A 17,495-nucleotide genomic window follows, 5' to 3' on the forward strand; every position below is an offset into this window, starting at 1 on the left:
CGATGACCCACTCCGCCCCCGCCTCAGCCGGTTCCGCCGTCAGTCCCACCTCGTCCCACTCCCCGCTCCTGGACGGACTCAATCCACAGCAGGCCGCCGCGGTCACGCACCGCGGCGGTCCGCTGTTGATCGTGGCCGGCGCGGGTTCCGGGAAGACCAGCGTGCTGACCAGGCGGATCGCGTACCTGCTGGCCGAGGGGGGCGCACACCCCGGGCAGATCCTCGCCATCACGTTCACCAACAAGGCCGCCGCGGAGATGCGGGAGCGTGTGTCCGCCCTGGTGGGGCCACACGCCGAACGGATGTGGGTGGCCACGTTCCACTCGATCTGCGTGCGGATCCTGCGGGCCCAGTCCGCGCTGCTGGGCACCCGCAACTCCAACTTCACGATCTACGATTCGGACGATTCCCGTCGCCTGCTCGGCATGATCGCCAAGGAGCAGCACCTCGAGGTCAAGAAGTTCACCCCGCGGATGCTCGCCTCGGCCATCTCGAACCACAAGAACGAGCTCCGCGAGCCGTCGGAGGCCATGGACCGTGCGCTGGAAGACTCGGACCGGACCGGGCAGACGGTGGCGGCGGTGTTCACCGAGTACCAGGCGCGGCTGCAGGCGGCCAACGCCTTCGACTTCGACGACCTGATCGGGGAGACCGTGGGGTTGCTGCGGTCGCACCCCGAGGTGGCGGCGTACTACCGGCGCCGGTTCCGGCACGTCATGGTGGACGAGTACCAGGACACCAACCACGCCCAGTACGTCCTGGTCCGGACGCTCGTCGGCGGTGCGGCCGGGTCCGGGGACGACGCCGCTGCCGGGGTGGCACCGGCGGAGCTCTGTGTGGTGGGCGACGCGGACCAGTCGATCTACGCGTTCCGGGGCGCGACGATCCGCAACATCGAGGACTTCGAGCACGACTATCCGGACGCCCGGTCGATCCTGCTCGAGCAGAACTACCGCTCCACGCAGACGATCCTCTCCGCCGCCAACGCCGTGATCTCCCGCAACCCGGGCCGGAGGGAGAAGAACCTCTGGACCGACGAGGGAACCGGCGAGCTGCTCGTCGGGTACGTGGCGGACAACGAGCACGACGAGGCGCGGTTCATCGCCGGGGAGATAGACCGCCTGGTGGACTCCGGGGACGCCGGGTACTCCGACGTGGCCGTGTTCTACCGGACCAACAACTCCTCCCGGGTGATCGAGGACGTGTTCGTCCGGCTGGGTCTGCCCTACAAGGTCGTCGGGGGCACACGGTTCTACGAGCGCAAGGAGGTGCGCGACATCGTTGCGTACCTCAAGGTGCTCTCCAATCCTGACGACACGGTGGCGCTGCGCCGCATCCTCAACACCCCTCGGCGGGGAATCGGGGACCGTGCGGAGGCGTGTGTGGCGGTCCATGCCGAGCAGCGGGCCATCGGCTTCGGTGAGGCCCTGCGGGACGCCGCGGAGGGCAGGGTCGCGTTGCTGCCCACCCGCTCGGTCAAGGCGATCGCGGGTTTCGTCTCTCTCCTCGACGAGCTCCGCGGGCGCTTGAGCGGCTCCGACCACGCCGGTGGCGAGGACTCGGCCCCCGACGTCGGCGCCCTGGTGGAGGCCGTGCTCGACCGGACCGGATACCGGGCCGAGTTGGAGGCCTCCAACGATCCGCAGGACGCGGCCCGCCTGGACAACCTCAACGAGTTGGTGGGCGTGGGGCGGGAGTTCTCCTCCGAGGCCGCGCTGCAGCGGTCGGCGCGCGAGCAGGGCTTCGGGGACGAGGACGCCGGGGACGCCGCGGGAGCGGTGGCCGACCAGTCCGACGCCGCACTGGACGACGGCGCACCGGACGACGCCGCACCGGACTACGCCGAACTGGACGAGGGCATCGCCGAGCCCGGTTCGCTCGCGGCCTTCCTCGAGCGGGTCTCCCTCGTGGCGGACGCCGACCAGATCCCGGCCGAGGACCAGGGGCAGGTCACACTCATGACCCTCCACACCGCCAAGGGGCTCGAGTTCCCGGTGGTGTTCCTCGTCGGCATGGAGGACGGGCTGTTCCCGCACATGCGCGCGCTCGGGGACCCGGCGGAGCTGTCCGAGGAGCGGCGGCTGGCGTACGTGGGCATCACCCGTGCGCGTCAACGCCTCTACCTGACCCGCGCCATGATGCGCTCGTCGTGGGGCCAGCCCATGACCAACCCCGGGTCGCGCTTCCTCGAGGAGATCCCGTCGGAGGCGATCGAGTGGCAGCGTGAGGAACCGGCCGGCGGTGGCGGGTTCGGTGACGACGACTCGTACGCGCCGCGGCGCCGATTCGGTGGCGGCGGCGGCTCCGGCGGGGGTGGATACGGTTCCGGTGGTGGGTTCGGCTCCGGTGGTGGATTCGGCTCCGGCGGCGGCCGGTCGTCCGGGATTCCCCGGGCCAAGTCCTCCGCGCCCGCCCTGGAGTTGGCGCCCGGAGACCGGGTGACGCACGACAAGTACGGGCTCGGAAAGGTTCTGACCTGCGATGGCAGCGGTCCGCGGGCCACGGCGACGATCGACTTCGGCGCGTCCGGAAAGGTGCGCCTGATGCTCATCGGGGGAGTTCCGATGCAGAAGCTCTAGGGGCGCAGATGCCCGCCCGAGTGCCGGTGGGCACCCCGCTGGTCGGGAGGCTGGTACGGCTGGATCCAATGGCCCCCGGAGACGCGGAAGGCCTGTAGCCGCTCATGCCGGATCCGGCGGCGTTCGGGTCGGGATACCCGTTCGAGACCGCGCACGCGGATCTGGCGCGGACCCGGGAGTTCGTCGGGGACCGGATGGCGCCCGGGGCACATCCTTACACGGTGCGCGTGGAATCCCCGCGACCGGACGAGGTCGGCACGGTCGCCGGGATCAGCTCGTTCACCGAGATCGACACCCGGAACGAGAAGCTCCGGCTGGGGTGGACGTTCGGTGCTCGCTTCGAGGGGGCTACGCGCGGTACTCCGCTGAATACCCGACTCGGCCGTGGACGACTGCCCAGGTCGAGGTCAGCTCCCGAAGGGGCTGAAGCCCGAGCTCTCGCTGCTCCCGGCGCCCGCGAGGTGGATGCCCTGCTGGGCCAGCCAGATGACGGGGTCGACGTGCTGGGTGCCGCCGTTGAGCAGGACCTCGAAGTGCAGGTGGGATCCCGTCGAGAAGCCCATGTTGCCCATGCCTGCGATCTTCTGGCCGGCGTAGACGCGCTCGCCCACGCGGACGTCGAGGGATTCCATGTGGCCGTAGAGGGTCATCGTGCCGTCGTCGGACATGATGCGGATCCAGTTCCCGTAGCCCTGGGCGGGGCCCGAGTCGATCACGACACCATCGGTGGCCGCGAGGATCGGGGTGCCGATGGCGTTGGCAATGTCGATGCCGGCGTGCATCGCACCCCAGCGCATGCCGAAACCGGAGGTGAAGGTGCCCACTGCGGGGAGGGCGACCTTCGGGCGCCGGGCCTGCTCCTCGGCGATCTCCCGCTGGGTGTTGATCTCGGTGCCGGCGTAGAGCATGGCCGACTGCGCGTTCTCGGACTCGGAGTCGGAGACCGACACCACCACCGGCTCGGGTAGAGAGGGAGTGGCGGGGGTGGAGGACGACGGCGCGTCGGGCGTACTGGTCGCCGGCTCCGCTTCACCGTTGGCGAGGAGTGCGATGTCGCCGGCCTCGGCGGAGTGGGTGCCCGCGAAGTCCATGACGGACCCGGCCGAGGCGGCCGACACCGCGGCGCCGGCGGCGACGGCCAGGACGGCCGCGCGGCCGCGCAGTGCGTGCGGGGGAGCGGGGAGGCGGTGACGTCCCCCGCCGTGTGCTCCGGAGGCGGGTACGACGACAGGAGTCGCTGGTGGTACGTGCTGCGACTCGTTCTTCACCGGTGGCGTTTCCCCTCTGAGGTCGTGCTGTGATCTTTCCGTGACCAAGACGTCCCCCAAAGTAACGGATCGGCAACGGTGTCGCAAGGTAACGGGCCGTCCGATGGGGAGGGGTGGATCACACTGATGTGACTCCAGTGGTCGAGGGGTATGAAGTTGATTGAAGTGTCGCGAGTGGCGGCTCGAGCGGCTTCTCACCCCCGGGGATCTGTGACCCGACGCACACGTCTACCCCCAGGGTGCGACGGGCGACACACTGGCCGCTTAGGATGAGGGTTGACTCGGCTTTCAACAGGGCCGGGCGAATCTACCCACGTCAAGATGGTGAGCTGATGGATCTCTTTGAATACCAGGCAAAGGCTCTTTTCGCGAAGCATGACGTCCCCACCACCCCGGGGCGCGTCGCGGATACCGCGGAGGAAGCCGAGAAGGTCGCGGCCGAGATCGGCAAGCCTGTCGTCGTCAAGGCGCAGGTCAAGGTCGGAGGCCGTGGCAAGGCCGGCGGCGTGAAGCTGGCGGAGGACGCCACCGAAGCGCGTGCGCGGGCCGAGGACATCCTTGGCCTGGACATCAAGGGCCACATCGTCAAGAAGCTCCTCGTGGCCGAGGCCAGCGACATCGCGGAGGAGTACTACATCTCCTTCGTCCTCGATCGTTCCAACCGCAACTACCTCGCCATGTGTTCGGTCGAGGGCGGCGTGGAGATCGAGCAGGTCGCCGAGGAGTCCCCGGACCGCCTCGCGCGGATCAACATCGACCCCACCGTCGGTGTCGACGTGGCCAAGGCGCGCGAGATCGCGGCCGCCGGCCACCTCCCCGAGGAGGTGCTGGACGCGGCCGCCGTGACGATCGCGAAGCTGTACGAGGTGTTCGTCAACGAGGACGCCACCCTCGTCGAGGTCAACCCGCTCGTCCGCACCCCGAACGACGAGATCCTCGCGCTGGACGGCAAGGTCACCCTGGACGAGAACGCCGAGTTCCGTCACAAGGAGATGTTCGCGGACTTCGCCGACGCCGGCACGACTGATCCCCTCGAGCAGAAGGCCGCGGAGAACGACCTCAACTACGTCAAGCTCGACGGCCAGGTCGGCATCATCGGCAACGGCGCCGGGCTGGTCATGTCCACGCTCGACGTCGTCGCCTACGCGGGCGAGAACCACGGTGGAGTCAAGCCCGCCAACTTCCTCGACATCGGCGGCGGCGCCTCGGCCGAGGTCATGGCCAACGGGCTCGACGTGATCCTCGGCGACGAGCAGGTCAAGAGCGTCTTCGTCAACGTGTTCGGCGGCATCACCGCCTGTGACGCGGTGGCCAACGGCATCGTCAAGGCCCTGGAGATGCTGGGCGACGAGGCCAACAAGCCGCTGGTCGTCCGCCTGGACGGCAACAACGTCGAGGAGGGTCGCAAGATCCTCGCCGACGCCAATCACCCGCTCGTGACCCTGGCCGACAACATGGACTCCGGCGCCGACAAGGCCGCCGAGCTGGCCTCCAAGTAGGAAGAGTAGGAACAACCAGATATGTCGATCTTCCTCAACTCAGGCAGCAAGGTCATCGTCCAGGGCATCACCGGCGGCGAGGGCACCAAGCACACCGCCCGCATGCTCGCGGCCGGGACCCAGGTCGTCGGTGGCGTCAACGCCCGCAAGGCCGGCACCACCGTGGCCCACAAGGACGCCGACGGCAACGACGTCGAGCTCCCCGTGTTCGGCAGCGTTTCCGAGGCCATGGAGGCCACCGGTGCCGACGTGACGATCCTCTTCGTCCCGCCGCCGTTCACCAAGGACGCCATCATCGAGGCCATCGACGCGGAGATCCCGCTGGCCGTGGTCATCACCGAGGGCGCCCCGGTCCTGGACACCGCCGACGCGTGGAACTACAACGTGTCCAAGGGCAACAAGACCCGCATCATCGGCCCCAACTGCCCGGGCATCATCACGCCGGGCGAGTCGCTGGTCGGCATCACGCCGGCCAACATCGCCGGCAAGGGCCCGATCGGACTCGTGTCCAAGTCGGGCACCCTGACCTACCAGATGATGTACGAGCTGGCCGACTACGGCTTCTCGACCGCCATCGGTATCGGCGGCGACCCGATCATCGGCACCACGCACATCGACTGCATCGAGGCCTTCGAGAACGACCCGGAGACCAAGGTCATCGTGATGATCGGCGAGATCGGCGGCGACGCCGAGGAGCGCGCGGCCGATTACATCAAGGCCAACGTCACCAAGCCGGTCGTCGGCTACGTGGCGGGCTTCACGGCTCCCGAGGGCAAGACCATGGGCCACGCCGGCGCCATCGTGTCGGGCTCCGCGGGTACCGCGCAGGCCAAGCAGGACGCCCTCGAGGCCGCCGGTGTCAAGGTCGGCAAGACGCCGTCCGCGACCGCGGCGCTCGCCAAGGAGATCCTCGACGCGATGTGATCCGCCCGCGGCAGCCCTCCGGGCCGCCGCGAGTGAGCGTTCCCCGACCCCCGCCCATCCCCGGATGGCGGGGGTCGCGGCGTGCCGGGGGCGGGCGTGGGTAGGCGGGTCTCTACGGTGGCAGGGTGAGTCCTCCACGTGTCATCCGGCCCGCCGCGAGACGGACCCCGGCGGGCGCCCGATCGCTGCTCTGGACGGCGGCGGCCGCTGCGCTCCCCGTCATCGTCACCGTCCTGGTCCTCGCTGCCGTCACGCTGGCGATCCTGGTGTTCACCGCGCGGGGGTTCGACTCGCTGTTCGCAGTGGTCGCGGTGGAGTGGCTGGTGGTCAACCGGGTACCGCTCACCGTGGACGCGGTGTCCCTGGGTTTCCTGCCCCTGCTCCCGCCGTTGATCTACGTGGCGGTCCTGGCCCGGCAGACCCGCGCGGTGCTCGCCGACGTCGAGGAGCCCGGTCCGCGCGAGGCCGCCGCCGCCGTGGCGGGTGTGACGCTGGCGGGGTTGCTGCTGACGGGGCTGGCCTCCCTGCTCGTCGGGTCCGCGGCCTCGGACTTCGCCGTGCGGGAGGCCTCCCTGTCGACGGCACTGCTCTGGACGGCCGCGGTGGCGCTGTTCGGATCCGGGTTGGGGGTGTGGTTGTACTTCCGACGGGATCTCCGCGAGATCCTGCCGCTCTGGGTACGCGGGGGGATCCACCTCGGGTCGGCGTTCGTGGCGGCCGTCTGGGCCATCGCCGCGATCCTCCTGCTGATCGGCCTGCTGGCCGCGTGGGGGCCGGTCGGTTCGGTCCTCGAGATCGGCAAGGATCTCACGGGCACCGCGGCGCTCGCGGCGATCTCCATCGCCTACCTTCCGAACGTCGTCATGGCCGCGGCCACCCTCGCGGTCGGCGGGGAGGCCCACCTCGGGGAGGCCTCGTACAGTGTGTTCGCCGTGTCCCGCGGGCCGATGCCCGAGGTCCCGCTCGCGGCGGCGTTGCCCACGACGGATCCGCACTGGTCGATGCAGGCGCTGTTGTTGGTGACGGTGCTCGTGGCGGCCGGGCTCGCCCGTGCGGTCGCGCACTGGTTCCGCACCACCGCCGACGCGGTCAAGGCCGCGTGGCTGGCCGCCGCGATCGTCGCACTCGTCGTGGCCGTCAGCCCGGTCGTGGCGGGTGGCGAACTCGGGGTGCTCGGCACGGTGGGAACCGGCTCGCTGATCGCCGCGGGGACCGCGCTGGCGCTCTTCGGCGTGATCGGCTCCGCCACGATCGCACTGTCCCTCGCAGGCCTCACGCGGCGTCGCGAGCGCGCGGAGAGCGAGCTCGAGCGTCGGCGCCGCCGCGCCGGGACGGTGCCCGGGGACGAGGCGGAGACGGAACCGGAGGTCGGGGCGGACCCCGAGGTCGGGGCGCGGACACCGCCCGGGGGCGAGGCCGAGTCGGAGGCCGAGTTCGACGCCGAGGGCGGGGCCGAATTCGAGAGCGAACCGGAACCGGAACCGGAACCAGAACCGGAGCCGTCCCGGGTCGGGCCCGAAGACCTGCCCGGGGATGAAGACCTCCCCGGTGAGGGCGGTTCAGACGGCGTTGTATCCGGCGGCGAAGAGACCGCCGGCGACGAGCCCGACGACGACGAGGTGGCGGCCCCCCGTCCCGAGTCCCCCGACTCCGCGAGCGGGACGGCGCCGGACTCCGGGGGAGCGACAGAGGGGGACGGGCACGACTCGGCGGTGGACGGCGCGGCGGTGGACGGCGCGGCGTCAGTCGAAGCCGAGACGGCCGGGGAGAGCCCTGACGAGCGCCCCAAGGCCTCCGACTAGACTGCGACCCGTGCCCGGGAATCCGGCGGGCGGGTGGATCGACGGGCAGGAGCGTAGGACGTGGTCAGTGCCGAGTCCGGAGCACCCTGCCAGGTCGTACTCCTGGCCTCCGGTGCCGGCACGCTCGCGCAGAGCGTCCTGGACTCGTCCGGCGGGGCCGACAGTCCCTACCGGGTCGTCGGCCTGGTCTCCGATCGCCACTGCGAGGCCGTGACCCGCGCCGAGACCGCCGGGCTGCCCACCGCGGTAGTCCGGCCCGCCGACCATCCCGACCGCCCGGCCTGGGACCGTGCGCTGACGGACGCGGTGCGCGGGTTCTCCCCGGACTGGGTCGTCTCCGCGGGTTTCATGCGCATCCTCGGCGAGTCCTTCCTCGGAGAGTTCGCCGGACGCGTGGTCAACACCCATCCGGCCCTGCTGCCGTCCTTCCCCGGCGCCCACGCGGTGCGGGACGCGCTGGACTACGGTGTGACGGTCACGGGATGCACCGTCCACCTGGTCGACGCCGGGGTGGACACGGGCCCGGTGATCGCCCAGTGCGCGGTCGACGTCCTCCCCGACGACACCGAGTCGTCCCTCCACGAACGAATCAAGGTCGTCGAGCGCGAGCTGCTCGTCGACATCCTCGCGGCCGCCGCCCGTGGCCGACTCCACACCGAAGGTCGAAAGGTGCACCTATCGTGACCGACTCCCGCAGGCCCGTCCGCCGTGCGCTCATCAGCGTCTACGACAAGACCGGACTCGAGGATCTCGCGCGGGGTCTGGCGGCCGCCGGCGTCGAGATCGTGTCGACCGGTTCCACCGCCCAGCGCATCGCGGCCGCGGGGGTCGCGGTGACGCCCGTCGAGGACCTGACGGGGTTCCCCGAATGCCTCGAAGGTCGGGTCAAGACCCTGCACCCGCGGGTGCACGCGGGCATCCTGGCCGACTCGCGCAAGCCCGAGCACCTCGAGCAGATCGCCGATCTCGGCGTGCAGCCGTTCGAGCTCGTCGTCGTCAACCTCTATCCCTTCACCGACACCGTCGCCTCCGGCGCGGACTACGACGCGTGCGTGGAGCAGATCGACATCGGTGGTCCGTCCATGGTCCGCGCGGCGGCCAAGAACCACCCGTCGGTCGCGGTGCTGGTGGACCCGGCCGGGTACGGCGAGGCCCTGGACGCGGTGGCCGAGGGCGGATTCCCGCTAGAGGAGCGCCGTCGGCTCGCCGCCGCCGCCTTCCGCCACACCGGTGCCTACGACGTCGCGGTGGCCACCTGGATGACGGAGCAGACCGCGACCCCCGCGGGGGACGGGGACGAGAGCTTTCCGGTGTGGCAGGGGCAGAGTCTCGACCTGGCCGCCACCCTGCGCTACGGAGAGAACCCGCACCAGGGCGCCGCCCTCTACACGGACTCCGCCGCGGCCCCCGGACTCGCTCAGGCCGAGCAGCTGCACGGCAAGGAGATGAGCTACAACAACTACGTCGACGGCGACGCCGCCTGGCGGACCGCCTTCGACCACGCCGAGCCGTGCGTGGCGATCATCAAGCACGCGAACCCGTGCGGCATCGCGATCGACGCCGACATCGCCGCGGCCCACCGCGCCGCCCACGAGTGCGACCCCGTCAGCGCGTTCGGCGGGGTGATCGCCGCCAACCGCGAGGTAACCCTGGAGATGGCCGAGCAGGTGGCCGAGATCTTCACCGAGGTGATCATCGCGCCCTCCTACGCGGACGGTGCCGTGGAGATCCTGCAGCGGAAGAAGAACATCCGGATCCTCGAGGCGAACCCGCCGGCGCAGGGGGAGCTCGAGCGCAAGCAGATCTCCGGGGGCGTGCTGGTGCAGCAGCGCGATTCGTTGGACGCCGACGGCGACGTGACCGCGGGGTGGACCAAGGCGTGCGGCGACGACGCCGACGAGGCGACCCTGCGCGACCTGCTGTTCGCGTGGCGCGCCTGCCGGGCGGTCAAGTCCAACGCCATCCTGCTGGTCCAGTCCGGCGCCACCGTCGGAGTGGGCATGGGCCAGGTCAACCGTGTCGACTCGGCCCGGCTCGCGGTGCAGCGCGCGGGGGAGCGGGTGACCGGGGCCGTGGCGGCGTCGGACGCGTTCTTCCCGTTCGCCGACGGGCTCGAGGTGCTCGCCGAGGCCGGGGTGCGCGCGGTGGTGCAGCCGGGCGGGTCCGTCCGGGACGCAGAGGTGATCGAGGCCGCCGAGAAGGCCGGGATCACGATGTACTTCACCGGCGCCCGGCACTTCTTCCACTGAGTTCGACGGTACCGAGGTCGCAGATGGATCAGCAGGAGGCCGTGGCGCTGACCCCACGAGCCCAGGCCAAGGCCCGCCGCCGCGACGAGATCCTCGACGCGGCGGCCCGGCTCATGGCACGGCGGGGCTTCCACGCGGTGCGCCTGGACGACATCGGTGCGGAGGTCGGCATCTCGGGTCCGGGCATGTACCGGTACTTCTCCTCCAAGGAGGACGTGCTCGCCGAGATGCTGCTCGACATCTCGCGTCGGCTCCGCGACGGTGGACGCGCCGCGGTGGAGCGGGGCGGGGACCCGGCCGAGGTGCTGGACGCGCTGCTGGGGGTCCACGTGGACTTCGTGGCGACCGAACCGGATCTCATCAGCGTCCAGTTCCGCGACCTCGGCGCCCTCCCGGCCGGCCCCCGGCACGAGGTGCGCAGTCTGCAGCGCGAGTACGCCGAGATGTGGGTCGACGCGCTCGTCCGACTGCGCCCTGAGCTGCCCGCCGTGGACGCGCGGGCCCACGTCCACGCGGTGTTCGGACTGCTCAACTCCAGCCCGCGGCTGCCGTCGATGGCCGAGGCCGAACTGCGGCGTGTCCTCACCGCGATGGCATCGGCGGCTCTGCGGTCGTGAGAGCGCCGAGCAGCCGGGTGCGCTCCTCCCGGTAGCGGGCCACGTTCCCGAGCTTGACGTCCTCGTAGCCGCGCACCAGGTCCGGTAGTTCGGCCAGCGCGAACGCGGCATCCACCCAGGCGGAGTCCTCCCCTCCCGGGCCCGGGTTCCGGCGCCGCAGGTCGGCGGTGAGTCGGTCGACCAGCTCGCGGTACTCGGCCAGGAGTTGGCGTTCGACCCTGCGGACGTGGGCGTACCCGAACACGTCGAGTGGTGTCCCGCGCAGGCGCTTCATCCCCGCCAGTGCCCTGATCGCCGGCATGGCCCCGGGGCCGATCGAGATCTTGCGCTTCATCCCCATCGCCCGCAGCGCCGGCGGATGCAGCTTGAGTCTGGGGACGGCGCCCTCGCCCCACTCCTCGGTGACCTGCGCCGCGAACTCGGGGTCGACGGCCAACCGGGCGACCTCGTACTCGTCCTTGTAGGCCATGAGCTTGTGCAGGTTCCTGGCCACGGCGAGGGTGAGCCGCTCCGGGTGACCGCCGTCCGGCCCCTGCCGCCGGGCCTCGGCCGCGCGCAGGTCCTCGACCCGGCGGACGTAGTCGGCCGCGTAGGCCTCGTTCTGGAAGCCGATCAGCTCGTCGACGCGCAGGGCCACCACGGCGCGGAGGCCGTCGGAGGCGGCCGCACCCAGGCCGGCGAGCAGTCGCCGCGCGGCGGGGGACGGCTCGTGCAGGTCCGGCGTCGCGGTCGACACCGGCCGGTGCAGATCCGCGACCAGCGCGGCCAGGGCCCCGGGATCGGCGACGGCCTGGCGGCCACGCCGGAAGGCCTGGATGTTCGCCGCGACCGCGACTCCGTTGAGTTCGATCGCCTGCTCGATGGCCCGGGCGGAGATCGGCAGGGCGCCGCTCTGGTACGCCGCCCCCACCATGAGCATGTTGGACGCCTGCGTGGACCCGAAGAGGTTCTCCGTGATCTCGCCGGGGTTGAGGTAGACGCCCCGCCCGGAGGCCCGGTCGATGGCCGCCTGGATGTCCGGTGTGGACGGGTAGTGCACGGCGGTGTCGATCACCATGGTCCCCGTGGGGATCCGGGTGGTGGAGACCACCGCGGTGGTGCGGTCCGGGTGGGCGACCTTGAGGTTGGCGTCGTCCGCGCCCACGAGGCCGTCACAACACAGGTAGAGGTCGCAGTCCCCGGCCCCGATCTTGGGGGGCTGCTCGAGTGGCGTCCGCGCCACCCGGACATCGGAGACCACCGCGCCACCCTTCTGCGCCAGACCCGTCATGTCGAGCGTGCGGGCGGAGTTGCCGTCGAGCACGGCGGCGGTCGCCAGCACGGCCGAGACGGTGACGATCCCTGTCCCACCGATCCCGGTGAGGCGCAGCGAGAAGCCGCGGTCGGCGTCGACCGCGACCCGGTCCGGTTCCGGGAGGGCGGCGGAGTCCAGTTCCGGTGCGGTCGCCACGCGCTCGGTCCCGACGCCCGGGACCACGGTGACGAAGGCCGGGCAGTCGCCCTCCAGGCACGAGAAGTCGAAGTTGCAGGTCGACTGGTCGATCCGGGTCTTGCGGCCGAACTCGGTGTCCACCGGATGGACCGACAGGCAGTTGGACTTCTTGCCGCAGTCGCCGCACCCCTCGCAGATGCGCTCGTTGATCATCACCCGCTCCGCCGGGGTGGGGTAGGTGCCGCGCTTGCGGTGGCGGCGCTTCTCGGCCGCGCAGAACTGGTCGTGGACCAGCACGGTCACCCCGGGGACCGCGGCGAGCTCCTTCTGGACCTCGAGCGTGTCGCGGCGGTCGCGGACCTCGATGCCGCGGGGCAGTCCCTGGGACCTCGTGGCCTTGACGTCGTCGGTGGTGACGACGATCCGGGCGACCCTCTCCGCCTGCAGGAGCCGGAGGATCTCCGGCAGGGACATCTCGCCGACCGGGTCCTGGCCGCCCGTCATGGCCACCGTCCCGTTGTAGAGGAGTTTGTAGGTGATGTTGTCGCCCGAGGCGACGGCCGCGCGGAGGGCGAGGGAACCCGAGTGCATGAACGTGCCGTCGCCGATGTTCTGCACCATGTGGCGTTCGGTCAGGAACGGGGCCATACCGGTCCACTGGAGTCCCTCGCCACCCATCTGGGTGACCCCGGTGACGGTGCCGACCTGGTCCTCGTCCATGAGCAGGACCATCGCGTGGCAGCCGATGCCGCCGCCCACGAGCGTCCCGTCCGCCACCTTGGTGGAGCTGTTGTGGGGGCACCCCGAGCAGAAGTAGGGGGTGCGGGTGGTGGCCAGCGGCAGGGAGATGCGCGAGCGGCCGCGGCCCGGTCCGTCGAGCCAGGCGGCCGCCGACTCTATCCCGTGGACGCGGCCCAGCCGTTGCGCCAGGCCCCGGGTCACGGCGTCGACGTCGAGTTCACCGAAGCGGCTGAACAGGGTGGAGCCGTCCTCATGGGTCTTGCCCACGACGTTCGCGACGTCTGGCCGTCGGAAGTGGATCTCGCGGATCATCGTCTCGATGAAGTCGCGCTTCTCCTCCACCACGATCACCTCGTCGAGGCCGGTCATGAACTCGTCGAGGACCGTGCGCTCGATCGGGTAGACCATGCCGAGTTTGAGGATCCGGATGCCGCGTCGGGCGAGCTCGGCGTCGTCGAGACCCAACCTGCGCAGCGACTCGCGGACGTCGAGGTAGCTCTTCCCGGCGGCGACGATCCCGATCCGGTCGTCGGCGGTCGACTGCACGATCCGGTTGAGTCGGTTGAGCCGGGCGTACTCCAGCGCGCGGGGGATCCGGATCGTGAGCTGGTTCTGCTCCAACTCCATGAGGCTGGACCCGAGCAACTGGCCCGAGGGCACGTGGGGACTCGTGCCCAGATCGCCGTAGACGGGCAGGATCCGATCCGGGTCCACCAGCGCGGTGGACGAGGCGTCCGCGACGTGCGAGGAGATCTTCAGGGCCGACCACAGGCCCGAGACCCGGGAGAGGATCGCAGCGTGGACGCCGAAGTCCAGCACGTCCTGGGAGTCCGCGGGGTAGAGCGTGGGGAGGTAGAGGTCTGCCAGCGCGAGCTCGGACGAGCACGGCACGGTGGAGGACTTGGCTCCGGGGTCGTCCCCGACCAGCGCCACCGCGCCCCCGTGGGGGTCGGTGCCGATGAGGTTGGCGTGGCGGATCGCGTCCGTCGCGCGGTCCAGGCCGGGGGCCTTGCCGTACCAGTACCCGACGACGCCCTGCAGTGGCGCGCCGCCGGTGTGGGCCGTCGCGCGTAGGGTCCCCGTGCGTCGCGCGAGCTGCGACCCCATGACGGCCGTGGCGGCGGCCTCCTCGTTGAGGGCGGGGCGGTGGACCACGTCGAACGGGTCGAGGAACGTCCCGCGCCTGGCCAGCTCGAGGTCGTAGCCGGCCAGCGGCGAGCCCTCGTAACCACTGACGAGACTGGCGGTGAGCAGGTTCTGCCTGCGGTCCAGTCGGGCGCGGTCGCGGACCGTGCGGACGAGGGCCTGGATGCCGGTGAGGAACACCGTGCCGCTCTCCCGCGTGTAGCGGTCGGAGAGCGAGAACGAGGTGGCGTCCGCCCGCCCGGTTCGGGGCAGATCATCGTGGGAGCCGCTCGAGGGGTGGAGTAGGGAGGTCATCTGTCACACCTGGCCTTCTGACGACAGTGGCTGTGTCTCCAGGCTAGGCGTGTGGGTGATGCGCGTCACGTGGCCAGCGCGATGCAGTTCACCATGTGCAGGATGTCGGCCACATTCCGTCGCGAGATGGACATGATGCGCAGTGTTCACCGGTCTAGCATGGACACATGGACGCGCCTGCCGATCTGGATCACACCGACCGACGACTCCTGAAGATCGTCCTGGCGGGCCCCAGGGTCGGGGTGCGCGAGTTCTCCCGCCGCCTCGGGGTGGCCCGCGGGACGGCGCAGGCGCGGTTGGACAAGCTCGAGGCGAGGGGGGTGATCGCGTCGTGGGCGCCGACCCTCGATCCGGCCGCGCTCGGGTTCCCGCTCTCGGCGCTGGTCCACATCCAGGTCGCGCAGGCGAAGCTGCAGGCGACCTGTACGGGCCTGGCGGAGGTGCGCGAGGTCCTCGAGGTGATGAGCGTGGCGGGGGAGTTCGACATCGTCTGCCGTGTCGTGGCCCGGGACCACTCGCATCTCGAGGAGGTCTTCAGCGCCATCATCGCCACCCCGGGTGTCCTGCGCACCCGCACCGAGGTGGTCCTGCGGCGACGGGTCGGCCCGCGTGTCGCCCAGCTGCTGGACGAGTGAGGTTCACTCCCAGATGCGGGCGAACGGATAGGCCTGCTCGTACTCGGAGGCGAGTTCGAGGAGCAGTCGATCGTGGCCGATCCTCGCCGACAGGTGCACGCCGATGGGCAGGCCGTCCGGCGCCCGGCCGGTGGGAAGCGAGACGGCGGGCGATCCCGCGATGTTCTGGAGGGGCGTGAAGGTGACCCAGTTGGAGACCCGCTCGAGGTGGGTCTCGTAGGGCAGGTCCGCATCCAGGTACCCGACCTCGGGGGTCTCGTGGTTGACCACCGGGTTGAGGTCGACGTCGAACTCGCCGAACGCCGAGTCGAACCGCCGCCTGGTCCGGTAGAGGCGGTACAGGTGCAGGGGGAGCGAGGGCAGACCCCGCCTGGCCATCGCGGCGAGGCCGATCGTGAACGGGTCGAGCCGCTCCGCCGCGAACTCCGGACTGAACATGCCCCGGCCGCCCGAGGAGGTGCCCAGGGCGAGCAGGCCCCAGTAGGCGATGAAGTCCTCGCGGAACGAGTCCGGGACCGGCGCGGTGGTCGGCACGATCTCATGGCCCAACGCCGCCAGCCGGTCGGCGGCCTCCCGCAACACCGCCAGGGTGGCGGCATCGGTCGGGTCGCCCGCGGGACTGTGTTCGACGAGGCCGATCCGCAGCCGGCGCCCGGGGGCCCGCGCGACCGTACCCAGCGGTGGGACCCCCACCGGACGGTGTCCCGCTTCGAAGGCGGTCAGGAACGCCACCGTGTCGCGAACGGACCGGGTGACCACGGACTGGGAGATGATCGGGATCGGCATGTTCGCCGAGAACTTCTCGTCGGGGTGTCTGCCCCGACTGGGCTTGAACCCCACCAGGCCGGTGACCGCCGCGGGGATCCGGATCGACCCACCGCCGTCATTGGCGTGCGCGATCGGCAACGCGCCGGCGGCCACCAGTGAGGCGGATCCCCCCGAGGACCCGCCGCTGGTGCGGCCGGTGTCCCACGGGTTCCGGGTGACGAGCCCGCCCTGTCGCTCGGTGGCGGCGGTCCAGCCGAACGGCGGCATCGCGGTCGTGCCCACCGGGATCAGTCCGGTCGCACGGAAGAGCGGTGCGTAGGGGCCGTCGTGGAGGGCTGGTCGGGTGGGGACCGCCGACGAGCCGAGCGTCATGGGCAGACCCTCCACCCGGACCGCGTCCTTGAACGCCGACGGCACGCCGGCGAGAGGGGCGGAGAGCTGGGAGTTCCGGACCCACTCCGCCCGGTGGCGCGCGCGGTCGTAGTCGGTGTGCACCAGGGCGCCCAGAACGGGGTCCACCGCGGCGCAACGCTCGATGGCGGCCTCGACCAGTTCCGCGGGTGAGACCTCCCGCCTGCGAACTCTCTCCGCGAGGGCGGAGGCGTCGTCGTACCCGAGCGCATCGTCGCGGAAGGCGTGCACGCGGCGCGGCGGTCCAGTGGGGGTCGGATCGGCGACGGCATCGGCTGTGGTGTCGGTCACGCGTCCACTGTAGGTCGTCCCCCTTGACAACGGCCGGGGTACTCGTGCATCTTAGGTGTACCTTACTTAGGCGAGCGTCACCTTATTCTCGTACCCGAGACCTCGCCGTGTAGCTGGCGACCCGTGGAGGGCGAACAATGGCAGTGCACCCGATCGTGTCGGATCCGGTCGTGACGGGCGCCCGACGTCTCCTGGACGGGGCGGGCGTCGCCACGGTCGCCGTCCGCGGCACCCGGGACCGCTCAGATGTGATGGTCTCCGCCCAGCACCGCTGGATCGGCGGAGGCGCCGTCGTCGTCACCGGGGCCCCCGCACCGTGGTCCGGTCTGATCGTGGAGCCGGGCTCCTCGGTCGAGGTGGTCGTGATGATCGACGAGTTCGCTCCGATCGTCGAGGCGAAGGTGCACGTCGCCAGCCTCTACGGTTTCGGGGTGGCGCGTGCGGCGCGCCAGGGCGAGGGGTGGGTCGTCGAGATCGAGATCGAGCTCGGCGAGCTGCAGGTGCGCCGTCTCGGCCACGAGGGGACGGTTCTCGCCCGCGACCTGGACGCGGTGCCCTCGGACCCGCTGGCGTCCGAGGCGCCCGGTCTCGCGGACGAGATCCGGGCGCGATTCGGGGAACACCTGGCGATCCTGGCGGGATCGGGCGACCCGGCTCACCCGCCGTTCGTCCTCGGTGTCGACCCGGACGGCCTCCACCTTCTCACCGCACTCGGGCGCGACGCCGATGTCGTGCACCTGCCGTTCATGACCCGGGCGCAGTCCGTCGGGGACGTGGTCCGCGAGATGGGCCAGTACGTGGCCCGGGCGAGCTGAGTCCCGGGCCACATCCCGGCCGAC

12 protein-coding genes are annotated in these 17,495 nt (G+C 71.0%); 9 read left to right on the forward strand and 3 right to left on the reverse strand.

Translation table 11 applies throughout. The features are described from left to right. The first annotated feature begins 2 nt into the window (after window positions 1-2). Window positions 3-2,579, forward strand: coding sequence for a UvrD-helicase domain-containing protein (locus ABD250_RS03980; RefSeq protein ID WP_182657968.1), 2,577 nt, complete (start codon window positions 3-5; stop codon window positions 2,577-2,579). 407 nt (window positions 2,580-2,986) lie between these two features. On the opposite strand, the gene ABD250_RS03985 is transcribed toward ABD250_RS03980, so the two are convergent. Then, on the reverse strand, window positions 2,987-3,847 hold the full coding sequence (locus tag ABD250_RS03985; protein WP_344390733.1) for a M23 family metallopeptidase: 861 nt from the start codon (window positions 3,845-3,847) through the stop codon (window positions 2,987-2,989). A 332-nt stretch (window positions 3,848-4,179) separates the two neighbouring features. On the opposite strand from ABD250_RS03985, the gene sucC reads away from it, so the two are divergent. The 6 genes from sucC (at window position 4,180) to ABD250_RS04015 (ending at window position 10,938) form a co-directional block, all read left to right on the forward strand. After that, entirely contained in the window at window positions 4,180-5,346 is a 1,167-nt protein-coding gene (gene sucC, locus ABD250_RS03990) for an ADP-forming succinate--CoA ligase subunit beta (protein WP_182615772.1), read from the forward strand. A 21-nt stretch (window positions 5,347-5,367) separates the two neighbouring features. Continuing rightward, entirely contained in the window at window positions 5,368-6,270 is a 903-nt protein-coding gene (gene sucD, locus ABD250_RS03995) for a succinate--CoA ligase subunit alpha (protein WP_182610770.1), read from the forward strand. Between the two features lie 125 nt (window positions 6,271-6,395). Continuing rightward, window positions 6,396-8,072: a cell division protein PerM gene (locus tag ABD250_RS04000; RefSeq protein WP_344390736.1), complete on the forward strand. Its 1,677-nt coding sequence runs from the start codon at window positions 6,396-6,398 to the stop codon at window positions 8,070-8,072. Between the two features lie 60 nt (window positions 8,073-8,132). After that, on the forward strand, window positions 8,133-8,756 hold the full coding sequence (gene purN / locus ABD250_RS04005) for a phosphoribosylglycinamide formyltransferase (RefSeq protein ID WP_182658017.1): 624 nt from the start codon (window positions 8,133-8,135) through the stop codon (window positions 8,754-8,756). Beyond that, complete coding sequence (purH, locus tag ABD250_RS04010) at window positions 8,753-10,321, forward strand: bifunctional phosphoribosylaminoimidazolecarboxamide formyltransferase/IMP cyclohydrolase (RefSeq protein WP_182658016.1); 1,569 nt, start codon at window positions 8,753-8,755, stop codon at window positions 10,319-10,321. The genes purN and purH overlap by 4 nt, the downstream gene beginning before the upstream one ends. Before the next feature lie 23 nt (window positions 10,322-10,344). After that, a complete protein-coding gene (locus ABD250_RS04015) occupies window positions 10,345-10,938 on the forward strand; it encodes a TetR/AcrR family transcriptional regulator (RefSeq protein ID WP_344390740.1) in 594 nt (197 codons plus the stop codon). On the opposite strand, the gene ABD250_RS04020 is transcribed toward ABD250_RS04015, so the two are convergent. Then, window positions 10,904-14,551, reverse strand: coding sequence for an indolepyruvate ferredoxin oxidoreductase family protein (locus tag ABD250_RS04020; RefSeq protein ID WP_344390742.1), 3,648 nt, complete (start codon window positions 14,549-14,551; stop codon window positions 10,904-10,906). The genes ABD250_RS04015 and ABD250_RS04020 overlap by 35 nt on opposite strands. 167 nt (window positions 14,552-14,718) lie before the next feature. Between ABD250_RS04020 and ABD250_RS04025 the strand changes: the two genes are divergently transcribed. Next, window positions 14,719-15,186: an Lrp/AsnC family transcriptional regulator gene (locus tag ABD250_RS04025; protein WP_182616605.1), complete on the forward strand. Its 468-nt coding sequence runs from the start codon at window positions 14,719-14,721 to the stop codon at window positions 15,184-15,186. Between the two features lie 3 nt (window positions 15,187-15,189). On the opposite strand, the gene ABD250_RS04030 is transcribed toward ABD250_RS04025, so the two are convergent. Continuing rightward, window positions 15,190-16,656 carry an amidase gene (locus ABD250_RS04030; protein WP_182657771.1) on the reverse strand — a complete coding sequence of 489 codons (1,467 nt, stop codon included), beginning with the start codon at window positions 16,654-16,656 and terminating at the stop codon, window positions 15,190-15,192. 137 nt (window positions 16,657-16,793) lie between these two features. Between ABD250_RS04030 and ABD250_RS04035 the strand changes: the two genes are divergently transcribed. Then, window positions 16,794-17,471, forward strand: coding sequence for a hypothetical protein (locus ABD250_RS04035; RefSeq protein ID WP_182657770.1), 678 nt, complete (start codon window positions 16,794-16,796; stop codon window positions 17,469-17,471). The last annotated feature ends 24 nt before the right edge of the window (window positions 17,472-17,495 follow it).

The sequence above is a fragment of the Dietzia cercidiphylli genome (assembly GCF_039531545.1).
GTDB classification, from domain to species: Bacteria; Actinomycetota; Actinomycetes; order Mycobacteriales; family Mycobacteriaceae; genus Dietzia; species Dietzia natronolimnaea.

Coding starts and splice junctions, on each gene's coding strand:
- ABD250_RS03980 (WP_182657968.1), top strand. CDS start 3: ATGACCCACTCCGCCCCCGCCTCAGCCGGTTCCGCCGTCAGTCCCACC.
- sucC (WP_182615772.1), top strand. CDS start 4,180: ATGGATCTCTTTGAATACCAGGCAAAGGCTCTTTTCGCGAAGCATGAC.
- sucD (WP_182610770.1), top strand. CDS start 5,368: ATGTCGATCTTCCTCAACTCAGGCAGCAAGGTCATCGTCCAGGGCATC.
- ABD250_RS04015 (WP_344390740.1), top strand. CDS start 10,345: ATGGATCAGCAGGAGGCCGTGGCGCTGACCCCACGAGCCCAGGCCAAG.
- ABD250_RS04020 (WP_344390742.1), bottom strand. CDS start 14,551: ATGACCTCCCTACTCCACCCCTCGAGCGGCTCCCACGATGATCTGCCC.
- ABD250_RS04025 (WP_182616605.1), top strand. CDS start 14,719: ATGGACGCGCCTGCCGATCTGGATCACACCGACCGACGACTCCTGAAG.
- ABD250_RS04035 (WP_182657770.1), top strand. CDS start 16,794: ATGGCAGTGCACCCGATCGTGTCGGATCCGGTCGTGACGGGCGCCCGA.